20 protein-coding genes are annotated in these 20,992 nt (G+C 64.6%); 11 read left to right on the top strand and 9 right to left on the bottom strand.

All coding sequences use genetic code 11. The features are described 5' to 3' along the window. Positions 1-154 precede the first annotated feature (154 nt). The 5 genes from ccmE to ccmA form a co-directional block, all read right to left on the bottom strand. A complete protein-coding gene (ccmE, locus tag NMB96_RS18630; RefSeq protein ID WP_023904168.1) occupies positions 155-625 on the bottom strand; it encodes a cytochrome c maturation protein CcmE in 471 nt (156 codons plus the stop codon). Beyond that, a complete protein-coding gene (locus NMB96_RS18625) occupies positions 622-795 on the bottom strand; it encodes a heme exporter protein CcmD (RefSeq protein ID WP_023904167.1) in 174 nt (57 codons plus the stop codon). The genes ccmE and NMB96_RS18625 overlap by 4 nt, the downstream gene beginning before the upstream one ends. Further along, positions 792-1,544 carry a heme ABC transporter permease CcmC gene (gene ccmC / locus NMB96_RS18620; protein ID WP_023904166.1) on the bottom strand — a complete coding sequence of 251 codons (753 nt, stop codon included), beginning with the start codon at positions 1,542-1,544 and terminating at the stop codon, positions 792-794. The genes NMB96_RS18625 and ccmC overlap by 4 nt, the downstream gene beginning before the upstream one ends. 129 nt (positions 1,545-1,673) lie before the next feature. Further along, positions 1,674-2,369 carry a heme exporter protein CcmB gene (gene ccmB / locus NMB96_RS18615; protein WP_006452115.1) on the bottom strand — a complete coding sequence of 232 codons (696 nt, stop codon included), beginning with the start codon at positions 2,367-2,369 and terminating at the stop codon, positions 1,674-1,676. Continuing rightward, the gene (gene ccmA / locus NMB96_RS18610; protein ID WP_255085385.1) at positions 2,366-3,010 is read right to left on the bottom strand and encodes a heme ABC exporter ATP-binding protein CcmA; all 645 of its coding nucleotides are present in this window, start codon (positions 3,008-3,010) and stop codon (positions 2,366-2,368) included. Before ccmA ends, ccmB begins: the two co-directional genes overlap by 4 nt. 216 nt (positions 3,011-3,226) lie before the next feature. Here ccmA and NMB96_RS18605 point away from each other — a divergent pair, with 216 nt between their 5' ends. Further along, positions 3,227-4,375 (top strand): pyridoxal phosphate-dependent aminotransferase, encoded by a 1,149-nt coding sequence (locus NMB96_RS18605; RefSeq protein ID WP_255085384.1) that lies wholly within the window; start codon positions 3,227-3,229, stop codon positions 4,373-4,375. A 151-nt stretch (positions 4,376-4,526) separates the two neighbouring features. Beyond that, the gene (locus NMB96_RS18600) at positions 4,527-5,327 is read left to right on the top strand and encodes an amidohydrolase (protein ID WP_255085383.1); all 801 of its coding nucleotides are present in this window, start codon (positions 4,527-4,529) and stop codon (positions 5,325-5,327) included. A 131-nt stretch (positions 5,328-5,458) separates the two neighbouring features. On the opposite strand, the gene NMB96_RS18595 is transcribed toward NMB96_RS18600, so the two are convergent. Next, complete coding sequence (locus NMB96_RS18595) at positions 5,459-6,229, bottom strand: glutaminyl-peptide cyclotransferase (RefSeq protein WP_043889244.1); 771 nt, start codon at positions 6,227-6,229, stop codon at positions 5,459-5,461. A gap of 165 nt (positions 6,230-6,394) precedes the next feature. Here NMB96_RS18595 and NMB96_RS18590 point away from each other — a divergent pair, with 165 nt between their 5' ends. Beyond that, positions 6,395-6,832 (top strand): hypothetical protein, encoded by a 438-nt coding sequence (locus tag NMB96_RS18590; RefSeq protein ID WP_006452110.1) that lies wholly within the window; start codon positions 6,395-6,397, stop codon positions 6,830-6,832. Positions 6,833-7,227: 395 nt separating this feature from the next. On the opposite strand, the gene NMB96_RS18585 is transcribed toward NMB96_RS18590, so the two are convergent. Genes NMB96_RS18585 through NMB96_RS18575 form a run of 3 tightly spaced genes read right to left on the bottom strand, consistent with a single transcriptional unit; the run spans position 7,228 to position 10,736 of the window. Beyond that, the gene (locus NMB96_RS18585) at positions 7,228-8,862 is read right to left on the bottom strand and encodes a pseudouridine synthase (protein ID WP_168957421.1); all 1,635 of its coding nucleotides are present in this window, start codon (positions 8,860-8,862) and stop codon (positions 7,228-7,230) included. Continuing rightward, positions 8,855-9,817 (bottom strand): SMC-Scp complex subunit ScpB, encoded by a 963-nt coding sequence (gene scpB / locus NMB96_RS18580; RefSeq protein ID WP_255085382.1) that lies wholly within the window; start codon positions 9,815-9,817, stop codon positions 8,855-8,857. Before scpB ends, NMB96_RS18585 begins: the two co-directional genes overlap by 8 nt. Positions 9,818-9,830: 13 nt before the next feature. After that, positions 9,831-10,736 carry a segregation and condensation protein A gene (locus NMB96_RS18575; protein WP_023904160.1) on the bottom strand — a complete coding sequence of 302 codons (906 nt, stop codon included), beginning with the start codon at positions 10,734-10,736 and terminating at the stop codon, positions 9,831-9,833. Between the two features lie 369 nt (positions 10,737-11,105). On the opposite strand from NMB96_RS18575, the gene NMB96_RS18570 reads away from it, so the two are divergent. From NMB96_RS18570 to NMB96_RS18535, 8 genes are all read left to right on the top strand, one after another. Further along, complete coding sequence (locus tag NMB96_RS18570) at positions 11,106-11,405, top strand: YciI family protein (protein WP_023904159.1); 300 nt, start codon at positions 11,106-11,108, stop codon at positions 11,403-11,405. Then, a complete protein-coding gene (locus NMB96_RS18565) occupies positions 11,402-11,671 on the top strand; it encodes a BolA family protein (RefSeq protein ID WP_006451821.1) in 270 nt (89 codons plus the stop codon). The genes NMB96_RS18570 and NMB96_RS18565 overlap by 4 nt, the downstream gene beginning before the upstream one ends. Before the next feature lie 324 nt (positions 11,672-11,995). Next, complete coding sequence (locus tag NMB96_RS18560; protein ID WP_006451820.1) at positions 11,996-13,018, top strand: LacI family DNA-binding transcriptional regulator; 1,023 nt, start codon at positions 11,996-11,998, stop codon at positions 13,016-13,018. A 152-nt stretch (positions 13,019-13,170) separates the two neighbouring features. Next, positions 13,171-16,149 (top strand): TonB-dependent receptor, encoded by a 2,979-nt coding sequence (locus tag NMB96_RS18555; RefSeq protein WP_255085381.1) that lies wholly within the window; start codon positions 13,171-13,173, stop codon positions 16,147-16,149. Between the two features lie 100 nt (positions 16,150-16,249). After that, on the top strand, positions 16,250-17,887 hold the full coding sequence (locus NMB96_RS18550) for a glucoamylase family protein (protein ID WP_255085380.1): 1,638 nt from the start codon (positions 16,250-16,252) through the stop codon (positions 17,885-17,887). Positions 17,888-17,890: 3 nt separating this feature from the next. Then, a complete protein-coding gene (locus tag NMB96_RS18545; RefSeq protein WP_255085379.1) occupies positions 17,891-19,273 on the top strand; it encodes a sugar ABC transporter substrate-binding protein in 1,383 nt (460 codons plus the stop codon). Continuing rightward, a complete protein-coding gene (locus NMB96_RS18540) occupies positions 19,270-20,154 on the top strand; it encodes a carbohydrate ABC transporter permease (RefSeq protein WP_006451816.1) in 885 nt (294 codons plus the stop codon). Before NMB96_RS18545 ends, NMB96_RS18540 begins: the two co-directional genes overlap by 4 nt. Beyond that, on the top strand, positions 20,151-20,987 hold the full coding sequence (locus NMB96_RS18535; RefSeq protein ID WP_023904154.1) for a carbohydrate ABC transporter permease: 837 nt from the start codon (positions 20,151-20,153) through the stop codon (positions 20,985-20,987). The genes NMB96_RS18540 and NMB96_RS18535 overlap by 4 nt, the downstream gene beginning before the upstream one ends. Positions 20,988-20,992: the final 5 nt, after the last annotated feature.

Here is a 20,992-nt window from a genome sequence, read left to right as displayed (position 1 = left end):
GATGAAGCGGTGCAGCGATTGCGCGCGCAATGACGAGGCCTCATTGATGCAGCGTCGGCGTAGCGTTGCGCAGCTACAGCGACGTTGTCAGCCAGGCTGCTTTCGCGCCAGCCACCATCTTGCAGCAACGCCACGGTCATACCGACATCTGCCATCAACGCAGCCCTCCAGCCTGGTCAGCCGCCGCCGGCACATCGTGCTTGCGATGCGCGCTGCCCATCTTGTCGGCGACTTCCTTCGGCATATAGGTCTCGTCGTGCTTGGCCAGGATATCTTCGGCCACGAACACGCCTTGCTGCATGCGACCGGTGGCCACCACTGCCTGCCCCTCGCGGAACAGGTCCGGCAGGATGCGGTCGTAGCGCACTGCCAGCTGTGCATCGCCGTCGGTGACGCGGAACTGCGCTTCCAGCGAGCCGGACGCGCGTTTGAACGAGCCTTTTTCCACCATGCCGCCGAGCCGGAAGCGCGCGTGGTCGCCGGCGTCGCCACGCAGTACTTCCGACGGCGTGTACAGATAGGCCACGTTGCGTTGCAGCGCCATCGCCACCAGCGTGGTCGCCAGCCCGCCGGCCAGCACCAGCGCGATCACCAGCCACATGCGGCGGCGGCGTTGCGGGTTCACCGGATCAGCTCCGCATCGGTGGGCACCGCCGCGCGCTTGCGCTCGCGCAGGCGCCGCGCCTGCGCAATCTTCAAGGCGCGGCGCACCTGCCAGCGGCCGGCGATCAGGTCCCACAGCAGTACCAGCACGAACACCGCGTAGGCGGCGATGACGTAGGGCAGGTAGCTCATGCCGCGCCCTCCGGGGCATCGCGCACGATCCAGGCCTTGCCAGCCTCGCGGCGCAGGTTGTCGGCGCGCGCACGCGTCAGCAGCGACCCGGCGAACCAGAACTTGGTGCCGATCACCATCAGCCACAGCGGCAGCAACATGCTCGCATCGATGGTCGAGGGGCCGAGCAGGCGAATGCTCTGGCCTTGATGCAGCGAGTTCCACCACACCACCGAATAGCGGATCACCGGCAGCAGCGCCACGCCGACGATCGCCAGCAGCGCGGCCGCGCGCGCGGCCTGACGTCGATCGTCGATGGCGTGATACAGGCCGATCACGCCCAGATACAGAAACAGCAGGATCAATTCGGTGGTCAGGCGCGGGTCCCAATCCCACCAGGCGCCCCACATCGGCTTGCCCCAGATGCTGCCGGTGAGCAGGGTGATCACGGTGAACGCAGCGCCGATCGGCGCGCAGGCCATTGCCAGGATTTCGCAGATCTTGATGCGCCAGATCAGCGCAATCGCCGCATATACCGCCATCAGTCCGAACACGAACAAGCTCATCCACGCGCTGGGCACATGGATGTAGAGAATGCGGAAGCTGTCGCCCTGCTGGTAATCGGCCGGCACCGCGAACAAGGCCTGCCAGATGCCCACGCCCAGCAGCACCGCGGCCAGCGCATAGCACCACGGCGCCCAGCGCGCAGTGAAACGGTCGAAGATCGGGGGGGAGGCGAGTTGGTGGAACCAGTGGACGACGACGTTCATACGATGGCAGTAGCCCTTGGAATGGCATTAGCTCTCGAAACAGCAGGGGCGCTTGCAACTGAAATAGCGCTTGCAACTGCAATGGCGCTCGGCGCTGTGCGCCTCATCACCACCGCATCGATCACACACTCAGCTCAGCGAAATACGGATCGCGGCAGCCGCAGCCAGCGGTGCCAGGACCACGCCAATCACCAAGCCGGCGCCCAACAACAACAACGCACCCACCGCATCCTGTCCTTGTCCACTTGCCGCAACACTGCCGGCACCGAACACCAGCACCGGCACATACAACGGCAACGCCAGCAACGCCACGAGAATACCAGAGCGTTTCATCGTCACCGTCAGCGCTGCAACCACGGCGCCGAGCAGACTTAAAAGCGGTGTTCCCAGCGCCAACGATGCCAGCAACACAGGGAGTTGGTCATGTGGCAGGTGCAGCAATTCGCCCAGCAGCGGCGTCACCGCAATCAGCGGCAACGCGCTGGTCGCCCAGTGCAGCAGCACGCGTACCGCGATCAGCCAAGCCAACGGCACCGGCGCCAGCAGCCATTGCTCCATCGAGCCGTCTTCCACATCGCTGCGGAACAACGCATCCAGCGACAGTAAGCCGGCCAGCAGTACCGACAACCACAGCACTGCCGGCGCGGCCTGCGCCAGCAGGTCGGGGCGTCCGCCCAGGCCCAGCGCGAACAACACCACGATCAGCAGGGCGAACAGGGCCGGCTGCAGCGCATCGCTGCGGCGCCGCCACAGCAATTGCAGATCGCGGCTGAGCAGGGCGCGTGCGGCCTGCCACAGCGAGGGTTGCGGCGAATGCAGGCTCATACCGCCGCCTCCAGCGTGAGCATGCGCGTGCGCACCGGCGGCGCCGCATAGGCGCCGTGGGTGGTGACCAACGCCGCGCCACCGCCGCGCAGATGCGCGGAGATCATCCGGTTGACCAGGGTGATGCCGTCCAGATCCAGGTTGGCGTAGGGCTCGTCCAGCAGCCACAGCGGGGCCGGCGACAGCCACAGCCGCGCCAATGCCAGGCGCTTGCGTTGGCCGGCCGACAATTGCCGCACCAGTGCATCTTCGTAACCGGCCAGGCCGACGATGGCCAGCGCACTGCCGGGCATCTGCTTGGCGCGGCGGCCATGCAAACCGCACAGAAAATGCAGGTTCTCCAGCGTGCTGAGGTCGGCCTTCAGGCCCGGCAGGTGGCCCAGATAAGCCATGAAGCGGCTGCGGTCGCCACGCCGCGCAGTCTTGCCGTCGATCAGGATCTGCCCACGCTCCACATGCAGCAGCCCGGCCAGCACCCGCAACAGCGTGGTCTTGCCGGCGCCGTTGTCACCCTGCACCAGCAAGGCCTCGCCGGCATCGACATGGAAATCCAGCGGGCCGAACACCGGCTCCTCGTTGCGGCTGAAGGCCAGGGCGCGCGCGGCCAGCAGCGGTGGCGCAGTGTGCAGCGGTTCGATCATCGGCGCAGCGGGCTCCCGTCGCAGGACGGCATGGGGAAGGGCCTGGGCATGGCACGCTCCAGACTGGGCGCGCATTGTAGCGACGATGGCCCGGTGCCGGGGGCGAGTGGGGCGGCGTGATGTGTCCGGGAACGCTGTTTTGCACCGGCCGGGCGCAACCACCTGGCGGCTTTGCGTACACTCGCGGTCCCCCCGTTTCTTGTCCGGACCGGCACGATGCCCCTCACGACCAAGCTGCCCAAGGTGGGCACCACCATCTTCACCGTCATGTCGCAGCTGGCGGCCGAGCACGGCGCGGTGAATCTGGGCCAGGGTTTTCCTGATTTCGCGGTGCCGTCGCGGCTGATCGATGAACTGACCAAGGCCATGGCGGCCGGCCACAACCAGTACCCGCCGATGACCGGCGTGGCGGCCTTGCGCCAGGCCATCGCCGGCAAGGCGCAGCGCTGCTATGGCGCGCAGGTCGATGCCGACAGCGAGATCACCGTCACCAGCGGAGCCACCGAGGCGATCTTCAACGCCATCCACGCGGTCGTGCGCGCAGGCGAGGAGGTCATCGTGCTGGACCCGGCCTACGACTGTTACGAGCCGGCGATCGATCTGGCCGGCGCGCGCGCGGTGCACGTGGCGCTGCACCCGCAGACCTTCGCGGTCGATTGGGATGCCTTGCGCGCGGCGATCACGCCGAAGACGCGCCTGCTGATGATCAACTCGCCGCACAATCCGTCCGGCGCGATGCTGTCTGCCGACGACATGCAGGCGCTGACCGAACTGCTGCGCGGCACCGACATCTTCCTGCTCTCTGACGAGGTCTACGAACACATCGTGTTCGACGGCCGCCGTCACAAGTCGGTGCTGCGCTGGCCGGAGTTGCGCGAGCGCGCATTCGTGATTTCCAGCTTCGGCAAGACCTATCACTGCACCGGCTGGAAGATCGGCTACGCCATCGCACCGCCCGCACTGAGCGCCGAATTCCGCAAGGTGCACCAGTACAACACCTTCACCAGCTTCGGCCCGGCCCAGCACGCGTTTGCCGCGATGATCCGCGACGAACCCGAACACGACGAGCAACTTGGCGCGTTCTATCAAGCCAAGCGCGACCGTTTCCGCGAACAGCTGCTGACCACACGTCTGAAACCACTGCCGGTGCCTGGCGGCTATTTCCAGCTGGTGGATTATTCGGCGATCAGCGACTTGCCCGACACCGAGTTCGTGAAGTGGCTGACGGTGGAGAAGGGCGTGGCGGCGATTCCGCTCTCGCCGTTCTATGAAACCGCGCCCGCCGGCCAGCGTCTGGCACGGCTGTGCTTTGCCAAGAACGATGCGACGCTGGATGCGGCGATCGAGCGCTTGCAGAAGCTCTGAGGGGCTGGGATTCGGGAATGGGGATTCGGGAATCGAAAAGGCGGTTGGTCGCTTTTCGATCTGAATCCGCAGAAAGCCTGATGCCATGAAGCCGCACGAAAACTCGCCGTCCGATTCCCGAATCCCGATCCTACATTCCCGAGCCTCAACCATGCACGACCTCCGCATCTCGCTTGTCCAGGGCGACACCCGCTGGCATGACCCGGCCGGCAATCGCGACTATTACGGCGCGTTGCTGGAGCCGTTGGTCGGGCAGACCGATCTGGTGATCCTGCCGGAGACCTTCACCAGTGGGTTCTCCAACGATGCCATCTTCAAGGCGGAAGGCATGGACGGCCCCACGGTGGCGTGGGTCTGTGCACAGGCAGCAACGCTGGGGGCCGCCATCACCGGCAGCGTGCAGGTGCGCACCGAACAGGGCGTGTTCAACCGCCTGCTATGGGCCACGCCCGATGGCGCGCTGCAGTACTACGACAAGCGCCATCTGTTCCGCTTCGGCAACGAGCATCTGCGCTACGCGGCAGGGCGTGATCGCCTGTCGGTGGAATGGAAGGGCTGGCGGATCAATCCACAGGTTTGCTACGACCTGCGTTTTCCGGTGTTCTGCCGCAATCGCTACGATGTCGAGCGGCCGGGCCAGCTGGATTTCGATCTGCAATTGTTCGTGGCCAACTGGCCGTCTGCGCGCGCCTACGCGTGGAAGACGCTGCTGCGCGCACGTGCGATCGAGAACCTGTGCTTTGTGGCAGCGGTCAACCGCGTCGGCGTCGATGGCAATCAGCTGCACTACGCCGGCGACAGCGCGGTGATCGATTTCCTGGGCCAGCCGCAGGTGGAAATTCGCGAGCGGCCGCAGGTGGTCACCACCACCATCAGTGCGTCGGCGCTGGCCGAGCATCGCGCGCGCTTCCCTGCGATGCTGGATGCGGATACGTTTTCGTTGACGGAGTAGGGCGGAGTCGGCGGTCGGGATTGGGAATTAGGGATTAGGGATTAGGGATTCGCAACAGCGGGCATGCTGCTGCCTGCGCCAATGTCGCTTACGCCAATTCCGAATCCCGAATATCCAATCCCCAATCTCGGCTACTCAGCCAGCCGAATTTCATAAAGCTTCGGCCAATGCTTGCCGGTCACGAACAGGCGATCGTGCTTGGCGTCATAGGCGATGCCGTTGAGCACATCGTTGGCCGGATCCGTCAGTGTCTGGTCATCCGGCACCAGTGCCTTCAGATCGATCCAGCCGACCACCTTGCCGCTGGCCGGGTCGATGCGTGCGATGCGCGTGGTCAGCCAGACATTTGCCAACAACTCGCCTTTCACCCATTCCAGCTCGTTGAGGTTGTCCAATGGCCTGCCGCTGGCGGTGACCTTGATGCTGCCAACCTGTTGCAGCGTCTCCGGATCGAGGCGGCGGATGGTGGCGCTGCCATCGCTCATGTACAGGCTGCTGGCATCGCTGGTCAGCGCCCAGCCCTCGCCGGAGTACGCAAAACGCGTACGCGGCGTGAGGGTGGCCAGGTCGTAGACAAAGCCTTGCTGATTGCGCCAGGTCAGTTGAATCAGCTTGTCGCGCCAGGCCACGATGCCTTCGCCGAAGTAGGGCGGCGGTGTCGTGGCTTGCTGCAATACGCGGCCGGTGTGCAGCTCGACCTTGCGTACGCTGGAACGGCCCAGTTCCCCGGTGCTTTCGTAAAGGTATCCGTCCAGATAGAACAGGCCCTCGGTGAACGCGCCGGTGTCGTGCGGATAGGTCTTCACCACGGTGTAGCGCTGGGTCGGAATGGCCTCGCCGGCAATGGCCGCAGACGGCAATAGCAGGGCGGTCAACATTGTTAGGTGAGCGGTACGCAACATGCCGCGATCATCCCATGTGCAAGGCGCTTTCTGCACCACCAGGCACGCCTGGCGGCAGCGGCAAACATTCGCTGAACGGTCGCCTGTGCGATGCCCGGAAGTTGTCGCGACTGCCACGCCGGCGCTGCTAGGCTCGGCGCCACGTTCATCAACCGGAATGCCCACATGATCAAGTCGCTTTCTCTTTTCGCGCTGCTGGGCGCTGCCGCACTCGCACCGCAGGCCCAGGCTGCAGGCAACATCGACTGCAAACTGTCGTTCAATCTGGAAGGCTGGTCGGTGTTCTACAAGACCGCCAGCGGCACCGGCACCATCACCTGCGACAACGGTGCAGTGATTCCGGTCAAGATCTCCAGCAAGGGCGGCGGCCTGACGGTTGGCAAGTCCAAGATCACCGGCGGCCGCGGCACCTTCAGCGGCGCCTACAGCCTCAATGATCTGCTCGGCACCTACGCGGCGGCCGAAGCGCATGCCGGCATCGTCAAATCCAGCACCGCACAGGTCGTCACCAAGGGCGACATTTCGCTGGCCTTGGCCGGAACGGGCGAGGGCGTGGATCTGGGCGTCAATGTAGGCAACTTCGTGATCGAGCGTCGCAAGTAAGGCGCAGCAGATCGCGCTGAAGACGGCACTGAACAAGCGCATCGGACGGCCGTGCAACACGCACTGCTCGTAACTACGCATACCGACCATCTCGACCGGTCCTTGCCCGCCCACCATCGCGGGACCTTACGCAGCATGGATGCCGCGTAAGAGCCTACACGGACGTACTTGCGGCGTGTCCCGCGATGGTGGGCGGGCAAGGGGCCCTGTAGCCAAGCCGCAGATCATCTTGTTGGCCGCGCTAAAGCTGCCTCGCGTGCCGGTTCGCTGGTGCGAGCCACAGTTAATATTTTCGCGCTTACTTCGATGTATCGCGTGATTCAAGCGGACATGATCCAAGCGAAAACGAAAAACGGCCCTTCGCAGGGCCGTTTTTTTATTGCGCGTCTTGTAGCTTAGCGACCGCGATTGCCGCCACCTGGTGGCCGACGGTTGCCGCCACCCGGGGGACGACCGCCTGGACCACCTGGGCCACGTGGAGCGCCGCCCGGACCACCGGGACCGCGATTACCGCCCGGTCCACGGTTGCCGCCGGGGCCGCCTGCACGTGCGCCGGTCGGGCGACCAGCTGCCGGACGTGCCGCGCCATACGGGCTGAAACCCGGGTTGGCGTGGTCGGACGGGAAGCTCGGTGCGTTGCCCGGGTGACCGTACGGATGCTTGCGCTGACCCTGGCCTTGACCCTGCGACTGGCCTTGTCCACCGCCGCCGCCAGCACCGCCACGGCCCTGACCCTGGCCCTGACCGCCTGCACCCGGACGCGCACCGCCCGGACCCTTCTTGGCGTACGGACGTGCCTGGCCGGTGCCGGGACCGCTGGGGCCGGCGTTGCGGTGGCCGCTCGGGCCGGTGCTCACGCCATCGGGCACATACCAGCTGCGGAACGCGGCCGGATTGCCGTCCGGCAACGCGCGGTCGCCCTTGCCCGGCGCGCGCGGCTTGAACGGGCGCTGCTGCGACTGCCGCGCGGCCGCTTCGCCGCTGACAGTGAGACCACCCTTGAAACCGCCGGGCTTGCCGCGACCACGGCCGCCACGATCGTCACGCGGATTGTCGAAACGCCGCAGCTCGCGGCCTTCGTCGGCGCCGGAAGTCTGGCCGTTGACGTAGGCATTGCTGCGACCATCGCGCGAGACGTGCACGGTGGATTTGGCCGCACGGCGCTGGCCGATCACCGGCTGCAGCGTCAGTGCCGACGGTGCGCCTTCTTCCAGCTTGAGTTCGGCGCGCAGGGCGTCGACCTTTTCCTGCGCCACTTCCACCGACTGCCCACGCAGCAACTCGCGCGGCAGCGAGATCTTGCCGTAGCGGCTGCGCTTGAGGCGGCTGACCTGGCAGCCTTGCGACTCCCACAGGCGGCGCACTTCGCGGTTGCGGCCTTCCTTGACCACCACGCGGAACCAGTCGTGCGAGTCGGTACCGCCGATACGTTCGATCTCGTCGAACTTGGCACCGCCGTCTTCCAGCAGCACGCCGCGCGACAGGCGCTCGATGATGGCGTCGGAGACCTTGTCCTCGCCTTCCGGCGCACGCACGCGAACCACGTATTCGCGTTCGACTTCGTAGGAGGGATGCATCATCGCGTTGGCCAGCTCACCGTCGGTGGTCAGCAGCAGCAGGCCGGTGGTGTTGATGTCCAGGCGGCCGATCGCGATCCAGCGCGAACCTTTCAGTGCCGGCAGCGACTCGAACACGGTCGGGCGGCCTTCTGGATCTTCGCGCGTGGTCACTTCGCCTTCGGGCTTGTTGTAGATCAGCACGCGCGAGGGCTCGGTCAGCGCGCTGGCGACGAAACTGCGGCCGTCCAGTTCGATCTTGTCGCCGCTGCGCACCGACATGCCGGTCTGCGCGACGGCGCCATTGACCTTGATCAGGCCATCGGCAATGCGCTGTTCCAGCGCGCGGCGCGACCCCAGGCCGGCCTGGGCCAGCACCTTGTGCAGGCGCTCTTCCAGCTTGGGCGCTTCGGGCGCGCTGTCGCGCTTGAGGGAGAGTTTGTTCAACGACAGCTTGCGGGGGGTGTCACTCATGTGTCTGGCTCCGGCCGACGCGTTGCGGGTCGGCCTCTGGGTCGGAATCGGCTTCGTCAACAGCCACGGTCGTCGTCGCGACGGCGTTGTCTTCGTCTTCGTTCACTGCATCCGCGCGCGTGCCCGGCGCGGTGTCGGGGGCGCCCTCACGGGCGTCGTCTGGGTCCAACGTGTTCTGGTCCTGCGCCGAGGCATGCTCGGAGTGTTGCGGTGTTGCGTCGATCGGGTCTTCGGCGTCGGTGGCGTTGTCTGCATCGCCGGCGTCGTGTGTTTCTTCATCCAATTCGGTATCGGTGGTGTCGCCATCAGAGTCCGCGTCTGCCGCATCGGCATGCGTCTCACCCAGTGCTGCATCCATCGCCACCGATGCCGGCACTGCGCCATCCAGCTGACCATCGCGGTCCAGCGGCAGCTGCGGTTCCAGCTCGGCGATGTCCTTCAACTCAGACAATGGCGGCAGCTCGTCCAATCGCTTGAGTCCGAAGTAGTCCAGAAACCCCTTGGTGGTACCGAACAGGGCCGGCTTGCCGGGCACGTCGCGGTGACCCACCACGCGGATCCATTCGCGTTCTTCCAGGGCCTGGATGATGTTGCTGCTGACCGCCACGCCGCGCACCTGCTCGATCTCGCCGCGGGTGATCGGTTGGCGGTAGGCGATCAGCGCCAGGGTTTCCAGCGTGGCGCGGGTGTACTTGGTGCGGCGTTCGGTCCACAGCCGGGCAACCCAGCCATGCACGTCGGCCTTGACCTGGAAGCGGAAGCCAGAGGCCACCTCGACCAGTTCCACGCCGCGGTCGGCGCAGCCCTCGCGCAACAGTTCAAGCGCGCGCTCGACGCTGCCGGGCGGCGCCGGTTCTTCTTCCGGAAACAGCCCCTGCAGCTGCGCCAGCGTCAGCGGCTGGCTGCTCGCCAACAGGGCGGCTTCGATAATGCGGGTGATCAACGCTTGATCCATTCGGTGATCGGCTTCAGATAGGTTCGTTGGCGGCATCGCTGTCGTCGAATTCGCTGGAGAATTGCAACGGCGCATTGGTATTGCCCAACGCCAGCGACTTCACGTAGATCGGCGCCAGCGGCGCTTCCTGCACGATGTCCAGCAACTGCTCCTTGGCCAATTCGAGCAGCGCCAAAAAGGTGACCAGTACGCCGAGCTTGCCTTCTTCGGCAGTGAACAGCGATTCGAAACGGTAAAACTTGCCATCGTCCAGACGGCTCAGCACGTCGCCCATGCGCTGGCGCACACTCAGCGCCTCGCGCTTGATCGCATGGCCGGTGAACAGCTCGGCGCGCTTGAGCACGTCGTACAGCGCCATCAGCATTTCTTTCAGTTCCACCGGCGGCGGCAGCTTGACCGCTGCGCGCTCGGGCAGATGCGCCTGTACCGGCGCGCTGTCGCGGCCCATGCGGGGCAGGGTGTCCAGATCCTCGGCGGCCTGTTTGAAGCGTTCGTATTCCTGCAACCGGCGTACCAACTCGGCACGCGGGTCGTTTTCTTCGCCTTCCTGGCTGGGCGGGCGCGGTAACAGCATGCGCGATTTGATCTCGGCCAGGATCGCGGCCATCACCAGATATTCGGCCGCCAGTTCGAAGCGCAGCTCCTGCATCACATTGATGTAGTCCACGTACTGCCGGGTGATCTCGGCGACGGGGATATCCAGAATGTCCAGATTCTGGCGGCGGATCAGATACAGCAGTAGATCCAGCGGGCCTTCGAAGGCATCCAGGATGACTTCCAGCGCGTCCGGCGGAATATACAGATCCTGCGGGATCTGCAGCACCGGTTGCCCATGCACCACCGCCAGCGGCATTTCCTGCTGCTGTGGCGGCGCGCTTGTGGCTGGCGGATTCGCGTCGTGCGCGAGTTCGGAATTCATCAGGTCGACATCGGGTGTTACGGTCGCCGGCCGCGGTCTGAGCCGCGCCTGCAGGGCTTTGCCTTGAGTAATTGCAATCTAATGTCGCGCCTGTGCCGGCACGATCCCATAAATCCACATACGCCAATCCACATAAAAACAGACGCCACGTGGCATGCGGCGACGGAACAGCGAGGAGGTCGTCTACACGGGGCCGGTGGTAGGCAGCGAATCGGTCGTCGAGTGAGGCGTGGGGCCTGGGCCGACGGGCCGCTGTGTCCGGTTGCGTGTGCAGTGGTGCCAAGGGTAATGCGTGCGCGGGGGCGGTGTCCAGCGCTGACACGGCTAGAATCTCCGGCAGTGATCTTCAAGTCTTTGGCGAGGTGGCGTGTGTGGTACGTAATCGAAGGGTATGACCAGGCCGAGGCGCTGGCCGCGCGGCAGCAGGCGCGACCGGCGCATCTGGCACGTTTGCAGGCGCTTGCGGCGTCCGGCCGCTTGCTGGTGGCGGGCCCATGCCCGGCCATCGATGCCGAGGATCCGGGTCCGGCCGGTTTCAGCGGCAGCGTGGTCATTGCCGAATTCGAATCGCTGGAACAGGCGCGCGTCTGGGCCGATGCGGATCCGTATGTGGCGGCGGGCGTGTATGTGCGCACCGAGGTCCGCCCGTTCCGGCGGGTGCTGCCATGAGCCGGGTCGAGCGGATTCGCACCGCATTGCAGACGGCCCTGGCGCCGAGCGAGCTGGAGGTGGTGGACGACAGCCATCGCCACGCCGGGCATGCCGGTGCGCGCGATGGGCGCGGGCATTTCAATGTGCGCGTGGTCAGTGCCGCGTTCGTTGGAAAGGCGCCGCTGGCGCGCCACCGGGCGGTGTACGCCGCAGTCGGCGAGATGATGCAGACCGATATCCACGCCTTGTCGATCGAGGCGTTTGCGCCTGGTGAGGCGGGGTAACCAAGTCAGCCGTCGTAGGAGCGCACCTGGGCGCGACAGGGGTTATCGGTAAGGCCCGTCGCGCCCAGGTGCGCTCCTACGGGGTCGACTGTCCCCTGACATGGCGGAACAAACTGCCCCAACCGTGATCCACGTTGTGCTTCGCTTGTGGACACGACAGTGCGGGATTGTTGCGACGCAGCACAATCTTTCACCTATTCATCACCTGCAGCTACTTGATCTGTAAGCGTTTTCATTGATGTGAAGATGGGGGTTTACGCCCTCATATGAAAACGCTTACAGTCCGCGCCAGTTTTGGGAACTCGGTCGCGGAGGGCGACACGAATGGCCAATGGTGCGGTCACCATCAAAGATGTCGCTCGGGAAGCACAGGTCTCCGTCGCAACGGTGTCGCGTGCGCTCAATGGGCACGATAACGTCGCCGGGCCGGTGCGCCAGTTGGTGCAGGAAGTGGCCGCGCGGTTGCGCTACAGCCCGCATGCGGCGGCGCGCAGCCTCAGCAGCCGACGCACCCAGACCCTGGGCGTGGTGCTGCCGGATCTGTACGGCGAATTCTTTTCCGAACTGATCCGCGGCATCGATGGTGCGGCGCGCGCCGCTGGCCAGCACCTGCTAGTGTCCAGCTATCACGGCGATCCGGAAGCGCAGGGCAGGGCGTTGCAGTCCATGCGCGGACGCGTGGACGGCTTGCTGGTGCTGTCTCCCTACGCCGAGCAGCCGGGTTTTCTCACCGATAACCTGCCGCAGGCGCTGCCGACGGTGTTGATCAATGCGCATCTGCCCGGTGCCGATTACCCGGTACTGAGCATCGACGACCATGCCGGCGCCATGGCGATGACCGAGCATCTGCTGCGCGCCGGCCATCGGCGCATCGCCTTCATCGGCGGTCCGGCGCTCAATTTCGATGCGCGCGAACGCCTGCGCGGGTTCCGCGATGCGATCGCCGCGCATGGCGATCAAGCACAGGGTCTGGAATATCCGGGCGACTTCGACGAGGCCTCCGGTCACCGCGCCGGGTTGGCGATGCTGGCCGACGGCACGTTGCCGGATGCGGTGTTCGCCGCCAACGACATGACCGCGCTGGGCTGCCTGTACGCGTTCGCGCAGGCCGATGTCTCGGTGCCTGGCGATGTGGCCCTGGCGGGCTTCGACGATATTCCGCTGGCCCGTTTCGTCCATCCGGCACTGACCACGATGCGGGTCAGCATCGCCCACCTGGGCGGGCAGGCGATGACCCGGCTGATGCGGCTGGTCGACCAGACCGGCGACGACGACGGCATCCGCCAGTTGCTGACGCCAGAGCTGGTGATCCGCGCCTCCTGCGGTGCCGGCGAGCCCGGCCTCTGACTCCATTCGCTGCTGATCCATTCGGCCCTGACCTTTGTCTGGCCACTGACCTCTTCGCGGACGTTCTGTCCGCTCCCGCTGCCCCCGCAGCGGTCGTTCCTGCAAGACCGCAACGCCACAACAACACTCTGTACCGATCCCTGGAGGGACCAATGCGCCACCACAACCCCTATTCCGCCAGTCCGGCGCGCAAGCTGCTCAGCTGCGCCCTGGCCAGTTGCCTGCTGCTGGGCGCCGCACCGTCCTTTGCGCAGAGTGCTGCCGCGACCATCCGCGGCCAGGTCACCGTCGACTCCGCACCTGCCACCCAGGCCCAGGTCACCGCCACCAATCTCGCCACCGGCCTGACCCGCAGCGTGCAGGTCAGCAACGGCGGCTATTCGCTCGGCGGCCTGCCGCCGGGTTCGTACCGCCTGGACGTCACCGCCAATGGCCAGACCACCTCGCAGAACGTCACCGTGCAGGTCGGCCAGACCGCCACGTTGAACCTGGGCGTCGGCGGCGAACCTGCCACGGCCGACGGTGGTAACGCCACCACGCTGGATGCGGTGCAGGTGAAGGCGCCGCCGGTGCTGGTGGAAACCCGCACCTCCGAGAACGCCACGTATATCTCCAACGTGCAGATCCAGAACCTGCCGCGTGCCACGCGCAACTTCCTGGAACTGGCCGACACCGTGCCGAACGTGCAGTTCACCCGCGATGCCAACGGCACCACCAAGGTCCGTTCGGGCGCCACCTCGGCCGAAGGTACCAACGTCTACATCGACGGCGTGAGCCAGAAGAACTACGTGCTGACCGGCGGCGTCAGTGGCCAGGATTCCAGCCGCGGCAACCCGTTCCCGCAGTCGGCGATCGGCGAGTACAAGGTCATCACTTCGAACTACAAGGCCGAGTTCGACCAGGTCAGCGGCGCGGCCATCGTGGCCTCGTCCAAGTCCGGTACCAACGATTTCCACGGCAGCTTCTTCTGGGACACCAGCAACGACGGCTGGCGCGAAGAGAGCCCGCTGGAAAAGCGCGCCGGCGTGCGCGACGACTTCGAAGAGACCCAGTACGGCGCCACCTTCAGCGGCCCGATCCTCAAGGACAAGGCGCATTTCTTCATCGCCTATGAGGCCAAGGAATACACCACCCCGAACGTGGTGATCCCGGGTTCGATCTATTCCGACCGCATCGACCAGCTGCCCGCGCAGCTGCAGCCGCTGGTGGCCACCTACAGCACGCCGTTCAAGGAAGACCTGTACTTCGCCAAGATCGACTGGACCATCGGCGAGAACAACCTGTTCGAACTGAGCGGCAAGTACCGCAAGGAGGACGAGCTCAACGACGTCGGCGGCACCTCGACCTTCGAGCACGGCAGCATCAACGGCCAGGAAGAAAAGCGCGCCAACCTGCGCTGGCAGTACAGCGGTGCCAACTTCCTCAACGAAGCCAACCTCAGCTACGAGAGCGCGTTCTGGAACCAGGCGCCGATCAACAACGGCACCGGCTACGTGCTCAGCTACACGCCCAACCGCGGTAACGAGACCGACGTGCTCGCCGCAGGCGCGGGCAGCAGCTTCCAGCGCAAGGGCCAGAAGGGCTGGACCTTCCAGGACGATTTGACCTTGAACAGCCTGGAATGGCACGGCGCGCACACCGTCAAGATGGGCGTGAAGTTCAAGAGCATCGATCTGAATTCCACCCAGTTCAACCCGGCCAACCCGCAGTACTACTACAACATCCTCAGCGACGTCGAAACGCCGTACCGGGTGCGCTTCGGTGCGCCGCTGGTGGAAGGCGGCGGCTCGGTGGTGTCCAAGAACAAGCAGTACGGCATCTACCTGCAGGACGACTGGGAGGTCAACGAGCACTGGACCCTGAACCTGGGCGTGCGCTACGACTATGAAGAATCCCCGGCGTTTCTGGACTTCGTGACGCCCTCCGACGTCGCCGGTGCGCTGCAGAACTGGCCCAACCTGCAAAACGCCAACTACAACATCAACGACTTCATCAGCACCGGCAACAACCGCAAGGCGTTCAAGAACGCCTGGCAGCCGCGCCTGGGTGCCTCCTATGACCTATTCGGCGATCAGGCGCATGTGATCTACGGCGGTGCCGGCCGTGCGTACGACCGCAACATCTTCGATTACCTGGCGTTGGAGCAGCTCAACAACTCGTTCAACTCCTATAGCTACTACTTCACCAGCGCCAACAACCCGGCTTGCCTGGGCGACCCGTGCACCGCATGGGATCCGGCCTACAGCACGCAGGAAGGCTTGAACACCTTGACGGCCAACAGCACCGGCGGTGGCGGTCGCGAGGTCTACCTGATCGACAACAACATCAAGACCCCGTACTCGGACCAATACAGCATCGGCATGCGCAACATGGTGCCGCTGTGGGGCCAGGACTGGTACACCGATGTGACCTTGAGCCGTATCGAAAGTCATGACGGCTTCGCGTTCGTGCGCGGCAACCGTCTGCCGGACGGCTCGTTCTTCCAGCCGGGTACCACTTCCGGCTCGCCGAACGATGGTCCCAATGGCTACAGCGCCATCGTGCTGGGCACCAATGGCGTGGAAACCCGCAACAACCAACTCGCCTTGCAGGTCGAAAAGCCCTATGACGAGGAATCCGGCTGGGGCCTGACCGTGGCCTACACCTTTTCCGATGCCAAGGAAAACCGCCAGTTCGGCGAGCATTACGCACTGGATCGCGAACGCGTCGAAGACTACGGCTGGCGTGAGGCCGGCGGTATCGCCAAGAACCGTCTGGTGGTCACCGGCATCTACGAGCTGCCGTACGAGATCAAGCTGTCCGGCAAGCTGTCGCTGGCCAGCCAGACTGCGCGCTATGGCCAGAACTGCGTAGCCGGTAACGACCAGTGCTATATCGTCCAGTTCAAGCCGGACGGCACGCTGGGCTACAAGGAGTTCAGCATCGCGGCCAATAAAGAATGGGATACCGGTGGCGGTGTCAAATTCAACGTGCGTGCGGATATCCTCAACGTGTTCAATTGGGTGAACTACGCCAACTTCAACGGCGAAACCGGGACACTCGAAGACTTGAACACGGCTTACGGCACACCAACCGGTGTGCTGGCGTCGCCGATGCGTACCTTCCGTCTGGCCTTTGGCCTGAACTGGTGAGGTACTCGACCGCCCTGGCAGTGTTAGGGCGGTCGAACTCGGCGCCTGGATAGGGTAGGTTGGCGTGCGAGATGTAATCGATTACACGAGTGGGGGGCGGATGAACAGGGGCAGGACTTCGTATTGGTTGACGATTCCACTATTGCTGGGCGCGCTGGTGCTGGCGTCATGCAAACAGGCCGAGGAACCTAAGGTGGCCGAAAAGAAGGCACCGGTGAAAGTCATTCTGGTGGAAGCGCAGCTGCCACCCAAACCGGTCAAACCGCCGTTGCCGCCGCTGTTTTCGGACATCGAGCGACGCACCTTCCAGTTTTTCTGGGACACCACCAACGAACTCAACGGACTGGCACCGGATCGGTTTCCGTCGCGCCCGTTTGCCAGTATCGCGTCGGTCGGGTTTGCGCTGACCGCGTATCCGATCGGGATCGAGAATGGGTGGATCAGCCGCAATCAGGCGATCGACCGCACCTTGACCACACTGAAATTCTTCCGCGATGCGCCAATGGGGCCGCAGCGGACCGGTAGGGCCGGTTACAAGGGCTTCTACTACCACTTTCTGGACATGCAGCAGGGCAACCGGTACGACAGCTGGGTCGAGTTGTCGAGCGTGGACACCGCGCTGCTGATGATGGGCGTGTTGTTCACCCAGTCGTATTACGACGGCGAGGACCCGCGCGAAAAAGAGATCCGCCAGATCGCCGACACGCTGTACAAGCGTGTGGATTGGCGCTGGCTGCAGCAGCGTGCACCGCTGATCTCGATGGGCTGGTTCCCCGAGAGCGGCTTCATCGACCACGACTGGATGGGCTACAACGAAGCGATGATGCTGTACATCCTCGCGCTCGGCTCGCCCACCCACGGCGTGGATCCGGAGGCGTGGACCAGCTGGACCCGCACCTACAACAACGACTGGGGCGTCTACCAGGGTCAGGAATACCTGTCCTTCGGCCCGCTGTTCGGTCACCAATACAGCCATGTCTGGATCGATTTCCGCGATATCCAGGACCAGTACATGCGCGAGCGCGGCATCGACTACTTCCTCAACAGCCGCCGCGCCACGCTGGCGCAGCGCGACTACGCCATCGACAACCCGATGAAGTGGAAGGACTACGGCGAGAACGTCTGGGGCCTGACCGCCGGCGATGGCCCGCAGAACACCAGCCAGGAATACCGTGGCGAGCAGCGCCAGTTCCGCCATTACTCCTCGCGCGGCGCCGGCCTGCGCGAGAACTTCGACGACGGCACCATCGTGCCGTCGGCGGCGATCTCCTCGATCGTGTTCGCGCCCGAGGTGGTGATTCCGGCGGCCGAAGAAATGCACAAGCGCTACGGCGACTTCCTGTATTCCAGCTACGGCTTTCTGGATTCGTTCAACCCCAGCTTCAACTACGACATCCCGCTCAAGACCGGGCGCATGGTGCCGGACCGCGGCTGGGTGGCCAGCGACTACATCGCCATCGACCAGGGCCCGATCCTGGCGATGATCGCCAACTACCAGAACGAATTTGTCTGGACGGTGATGAAGAAGAACCCCTACATCCGCGCCGGTCTGGAACGTGCCGGCTTCACCGGCGGTTGGCTCACCCCCGAAGGCGAGCCGCAGCCGTTGCCCAAGAAGGACGAGCAGGCAGCCGCTGCACGCTCGCTGGGCATGGCCGAGTCGCGCGCCGCCGCCGCCCAGGCCCAGCAGGACCCGTCGCAGCGGCAAAACTCCACGCAACGCCCCAAACCCGAGTAATCCGTGCGCCTTTTGAAATTGTTGATACTGGCCGCCGCCCTGTGTGCAGGTGCGGCGGGATGCGACCGCGCCGACCCGGCCAAGACCACCGTGCGCTTCTGGGCCATGGGCAAGGAGGCCGAGGTGGTCGCCGAGTTGGTGACCGAGTTCGAGAAGCAGAACCCGGACATCCGGGTGGATGTGCAGAACATTCCGATGACGGCGGCGCACGAAAAACTGCTCACCGCCTTCGCTGCGGATGGCTTGCCGGACGTGTGCCAGCTCGGCAACACCTGGCTGCCGGAGTTCGCCTTGCTCGACACGCTGGAACCGATGCAGCCGTACGTGGCGCGCTCCAAGATTGTCGACCCGCAGGATTACTTCCCCGGCGTGTGGGACACCAATCTGGTCGACGGCACCTTGTATGGGGTGCCGTGGTATGTGGACACGCGACTGCTGTTCTATCGCAAGGATCTGCTGCGCGAAGCCGGCTATAACGAGATGCCCAAGACCTGGGCCGGGATGGAACAGGTGATGGCGGCGATCAAGCGCAAGGTCGGCCCCGACCGCTACGCCATCCTGATGCCGCTCAACGAATTCGAGCAGCAGCTGTCGTTCGCGCTGCAACAGGACGACCGCCTGCTGCGCGACCACGACAACTACGGCAACTTTCGTGGCGAAGGCTTCCGCAAGGCGCTGGGCTTCTACGACACCATGTATCAAAAAGGCTGGGCGCCAAAGGTCTCCGAGACCCAGGTCTCCAATGTCTGGTACGAATTCTTCAACGGCTATTACGCGTTCTATCTGTCCGGCCCGTGGAACGTGCGCGAGTTCAAGTTGCGCCAGCCGCCGGGCATGGAAGGCAAGTGGGGCACCGCGCCGCTGCCGGGTCCGAATGGGTTGGGCGCGGGCATCGCCGGCGGTTCCAGCCTGGTGATCTTCAAGTCGTCCCAGCACAAGGACGCCAGCTGGAAGCTGATCGAATACCTGTCGCAGCCGCAGGTGCAGGCGCGCTTCCACGCCATCATCGGCGACCTGCCGCCGCGTCGTAGCACCTGGAAGTTGCCCTCGCTGGCCAACGACGAACTGGCGCATGCCTTTGGCGACCAGCTGGAGCGGGTCAAGGCCACGCCCAAGGTGCTGGAGTGGGAGCGCATCGTGCAGGAAATGCGTCTGGTGACCGAGCGCGTGGTACGTGGCGGCCAATCGCACGAGGCCGCCGTGCAGGAACTGGATAAACGCGTGGACGAGATTCTGGCCAAGCGCCGCTGGATCTTCGAGCAGGAAGGCGGGCATGTCGGTCCGGCGGGTGACTCGGCCCAACCTGCCGCTGCCCCGGTCGCAGCGCCCGTCGTGACGCCGGCCGCCGCGCCAGCCGCAGCAGCGGACAAGGAGGCAGCACGATGATGAAGCGCAATTCCGTCGCCGGCTGGGTGTTTGCCGCGCCCTCGATCCTGGTGCTGGGCATGTTCTTCGGCGTGCCGGTGTTCGCCGCGCTGGTGCTCAGCGTCACCGACTTCGACCTGTACGCGCTGGCCGACAGCAGCCATCTGCGCTTCGTCGGCCTGGGCAATTACATCGAGCTGCTGCAGACGCCGCTGTTCTGGAAGTCGTTGTGGAACACCACGTACTTCGTGCTGCTGGGCGTGCCGATGTCGATTGGCGTGTCGCTGGGCGCGGCCTTGCTGCTCAACGCCAAGGCCTCGCGCTTCAAGGCGGTGTTCCGCACCGCATTGTTCGCCCCGGTGGTGACCACGCTGGTGGCAGTGGCGGTGATCTGGCGCTACCTGTTCCACATCAAGTACGGCCTGGTGAACTTCGGTCTGAGCCATCTGGGCATCGCCCCGATCGACTGGCTGGGCGACCCGCGCTGGGCGATGCCGACCATCATGCTGTTCGCGGTGTGGAAGAACTTCGGCTACAACATGGTGATCTTCCTGGCCGGCCTGCAGGCGATTCCGCAAGACCTGTATGAAGCCGCGCGCATCGATGGCGCCTCGCGCTGGAAGCAGTTCCTGCACATCACCTTGCCGATGCTCGGCCCGGTGCTGATGGTGGTCGGGGTGATCACCATTTCCGGCTACTTCCAGCTGTTTGCCGAGCCCTACGTGATGACCCGCGGCGACCCACTGCAAAGCACCGTGAGCGTGCTGTATTTCATGTTCGAAGAAGGCTTCAAGTGGTGGAACCTTGGCCGCGCGTCGGCAGTGGCGTTCCTGCTGTTCCTGATCATCCTGGCGGTGACCACCGTGATGCTGCGCTTCGGCCGCAAGAGAGATTTGATATGAGTCGTGATGTCGGCCAATCGCACTGGAATGCCGTGCTGATCAACGGCGGTTTGCTCGTGTTGGCGCTGGTCAGCCTGGCGCCGTTGCTGTGGATGTTGTCGGTGTCGTTCATGCCCACCGGCGAGGCCAGCCGCTTCCCGCCGCCGATGCTGCCTTCGGCGTTCACCCTGGCCAACTACCACGAGCTGTTCGCGCGCACCGGCATGGCGCGCAACTTCGCCAACAGCCTGATGGTGTCCGGGCTGATCACGCTCGGCTCGTTGCTGATCAACACCATGGCCGGTTATGCGTTCGCCAAGCTGCAGTTCGTCGGCCGCGAGCGCATCTTCAAGATCCTGATGGCCGCGCTGGTGATCCCGGCGCAGGTGGCGATGCTGCCGTTGTTCCTGCTGATGAAGCAGCTGCATCTGGTCAACAACATCGGCGGGGTGGTGGTGCCGGCGTTGGCGACGGTGTTCGGCATCTTTCTGGTGCGCCAGTACGCGCGCAGCATTCCCGATGAGCTGATCGAAGCCGCGCGCATCGATGGCGCCAGCGAGATGCGCATCTTCTTCCAGATCGTGCTGCCGATGCTCAAGCCGGTGCTGGTCACCTTGACCATTTTCACCTTCATGGGCTCGTGGAACGACTTCATGTGGCCGCTGATCGTGCTGACCGACCAGGAGCAATACACCTTGCCGGTGGCGCTGGCGGCACTGTCGCGCGAGCACATCATGGACGTGGAACTGATGATGGCCGGCGCGGTGGTGACGGTGATTCCGGTGCTGCTATTGTTCGTCGCGCTGCAGCGTTACTACATCCAAGGTCTTCTGCTGGGGAGTGTGAAGGGGTGAGGCGA

The organism is Xanthomonas hortorum (assembly GCF_024339125.1).
GTDB lineage: Bacteria > Pseudomonadota > Gammaproteobacteria > Xanthomonadales > Xanthomonadaceae > Xanthomonas > Xanthomonas hortorum.
This window is presented reverse-complemented; position numbering and strand designations above follow the sequence as displayed.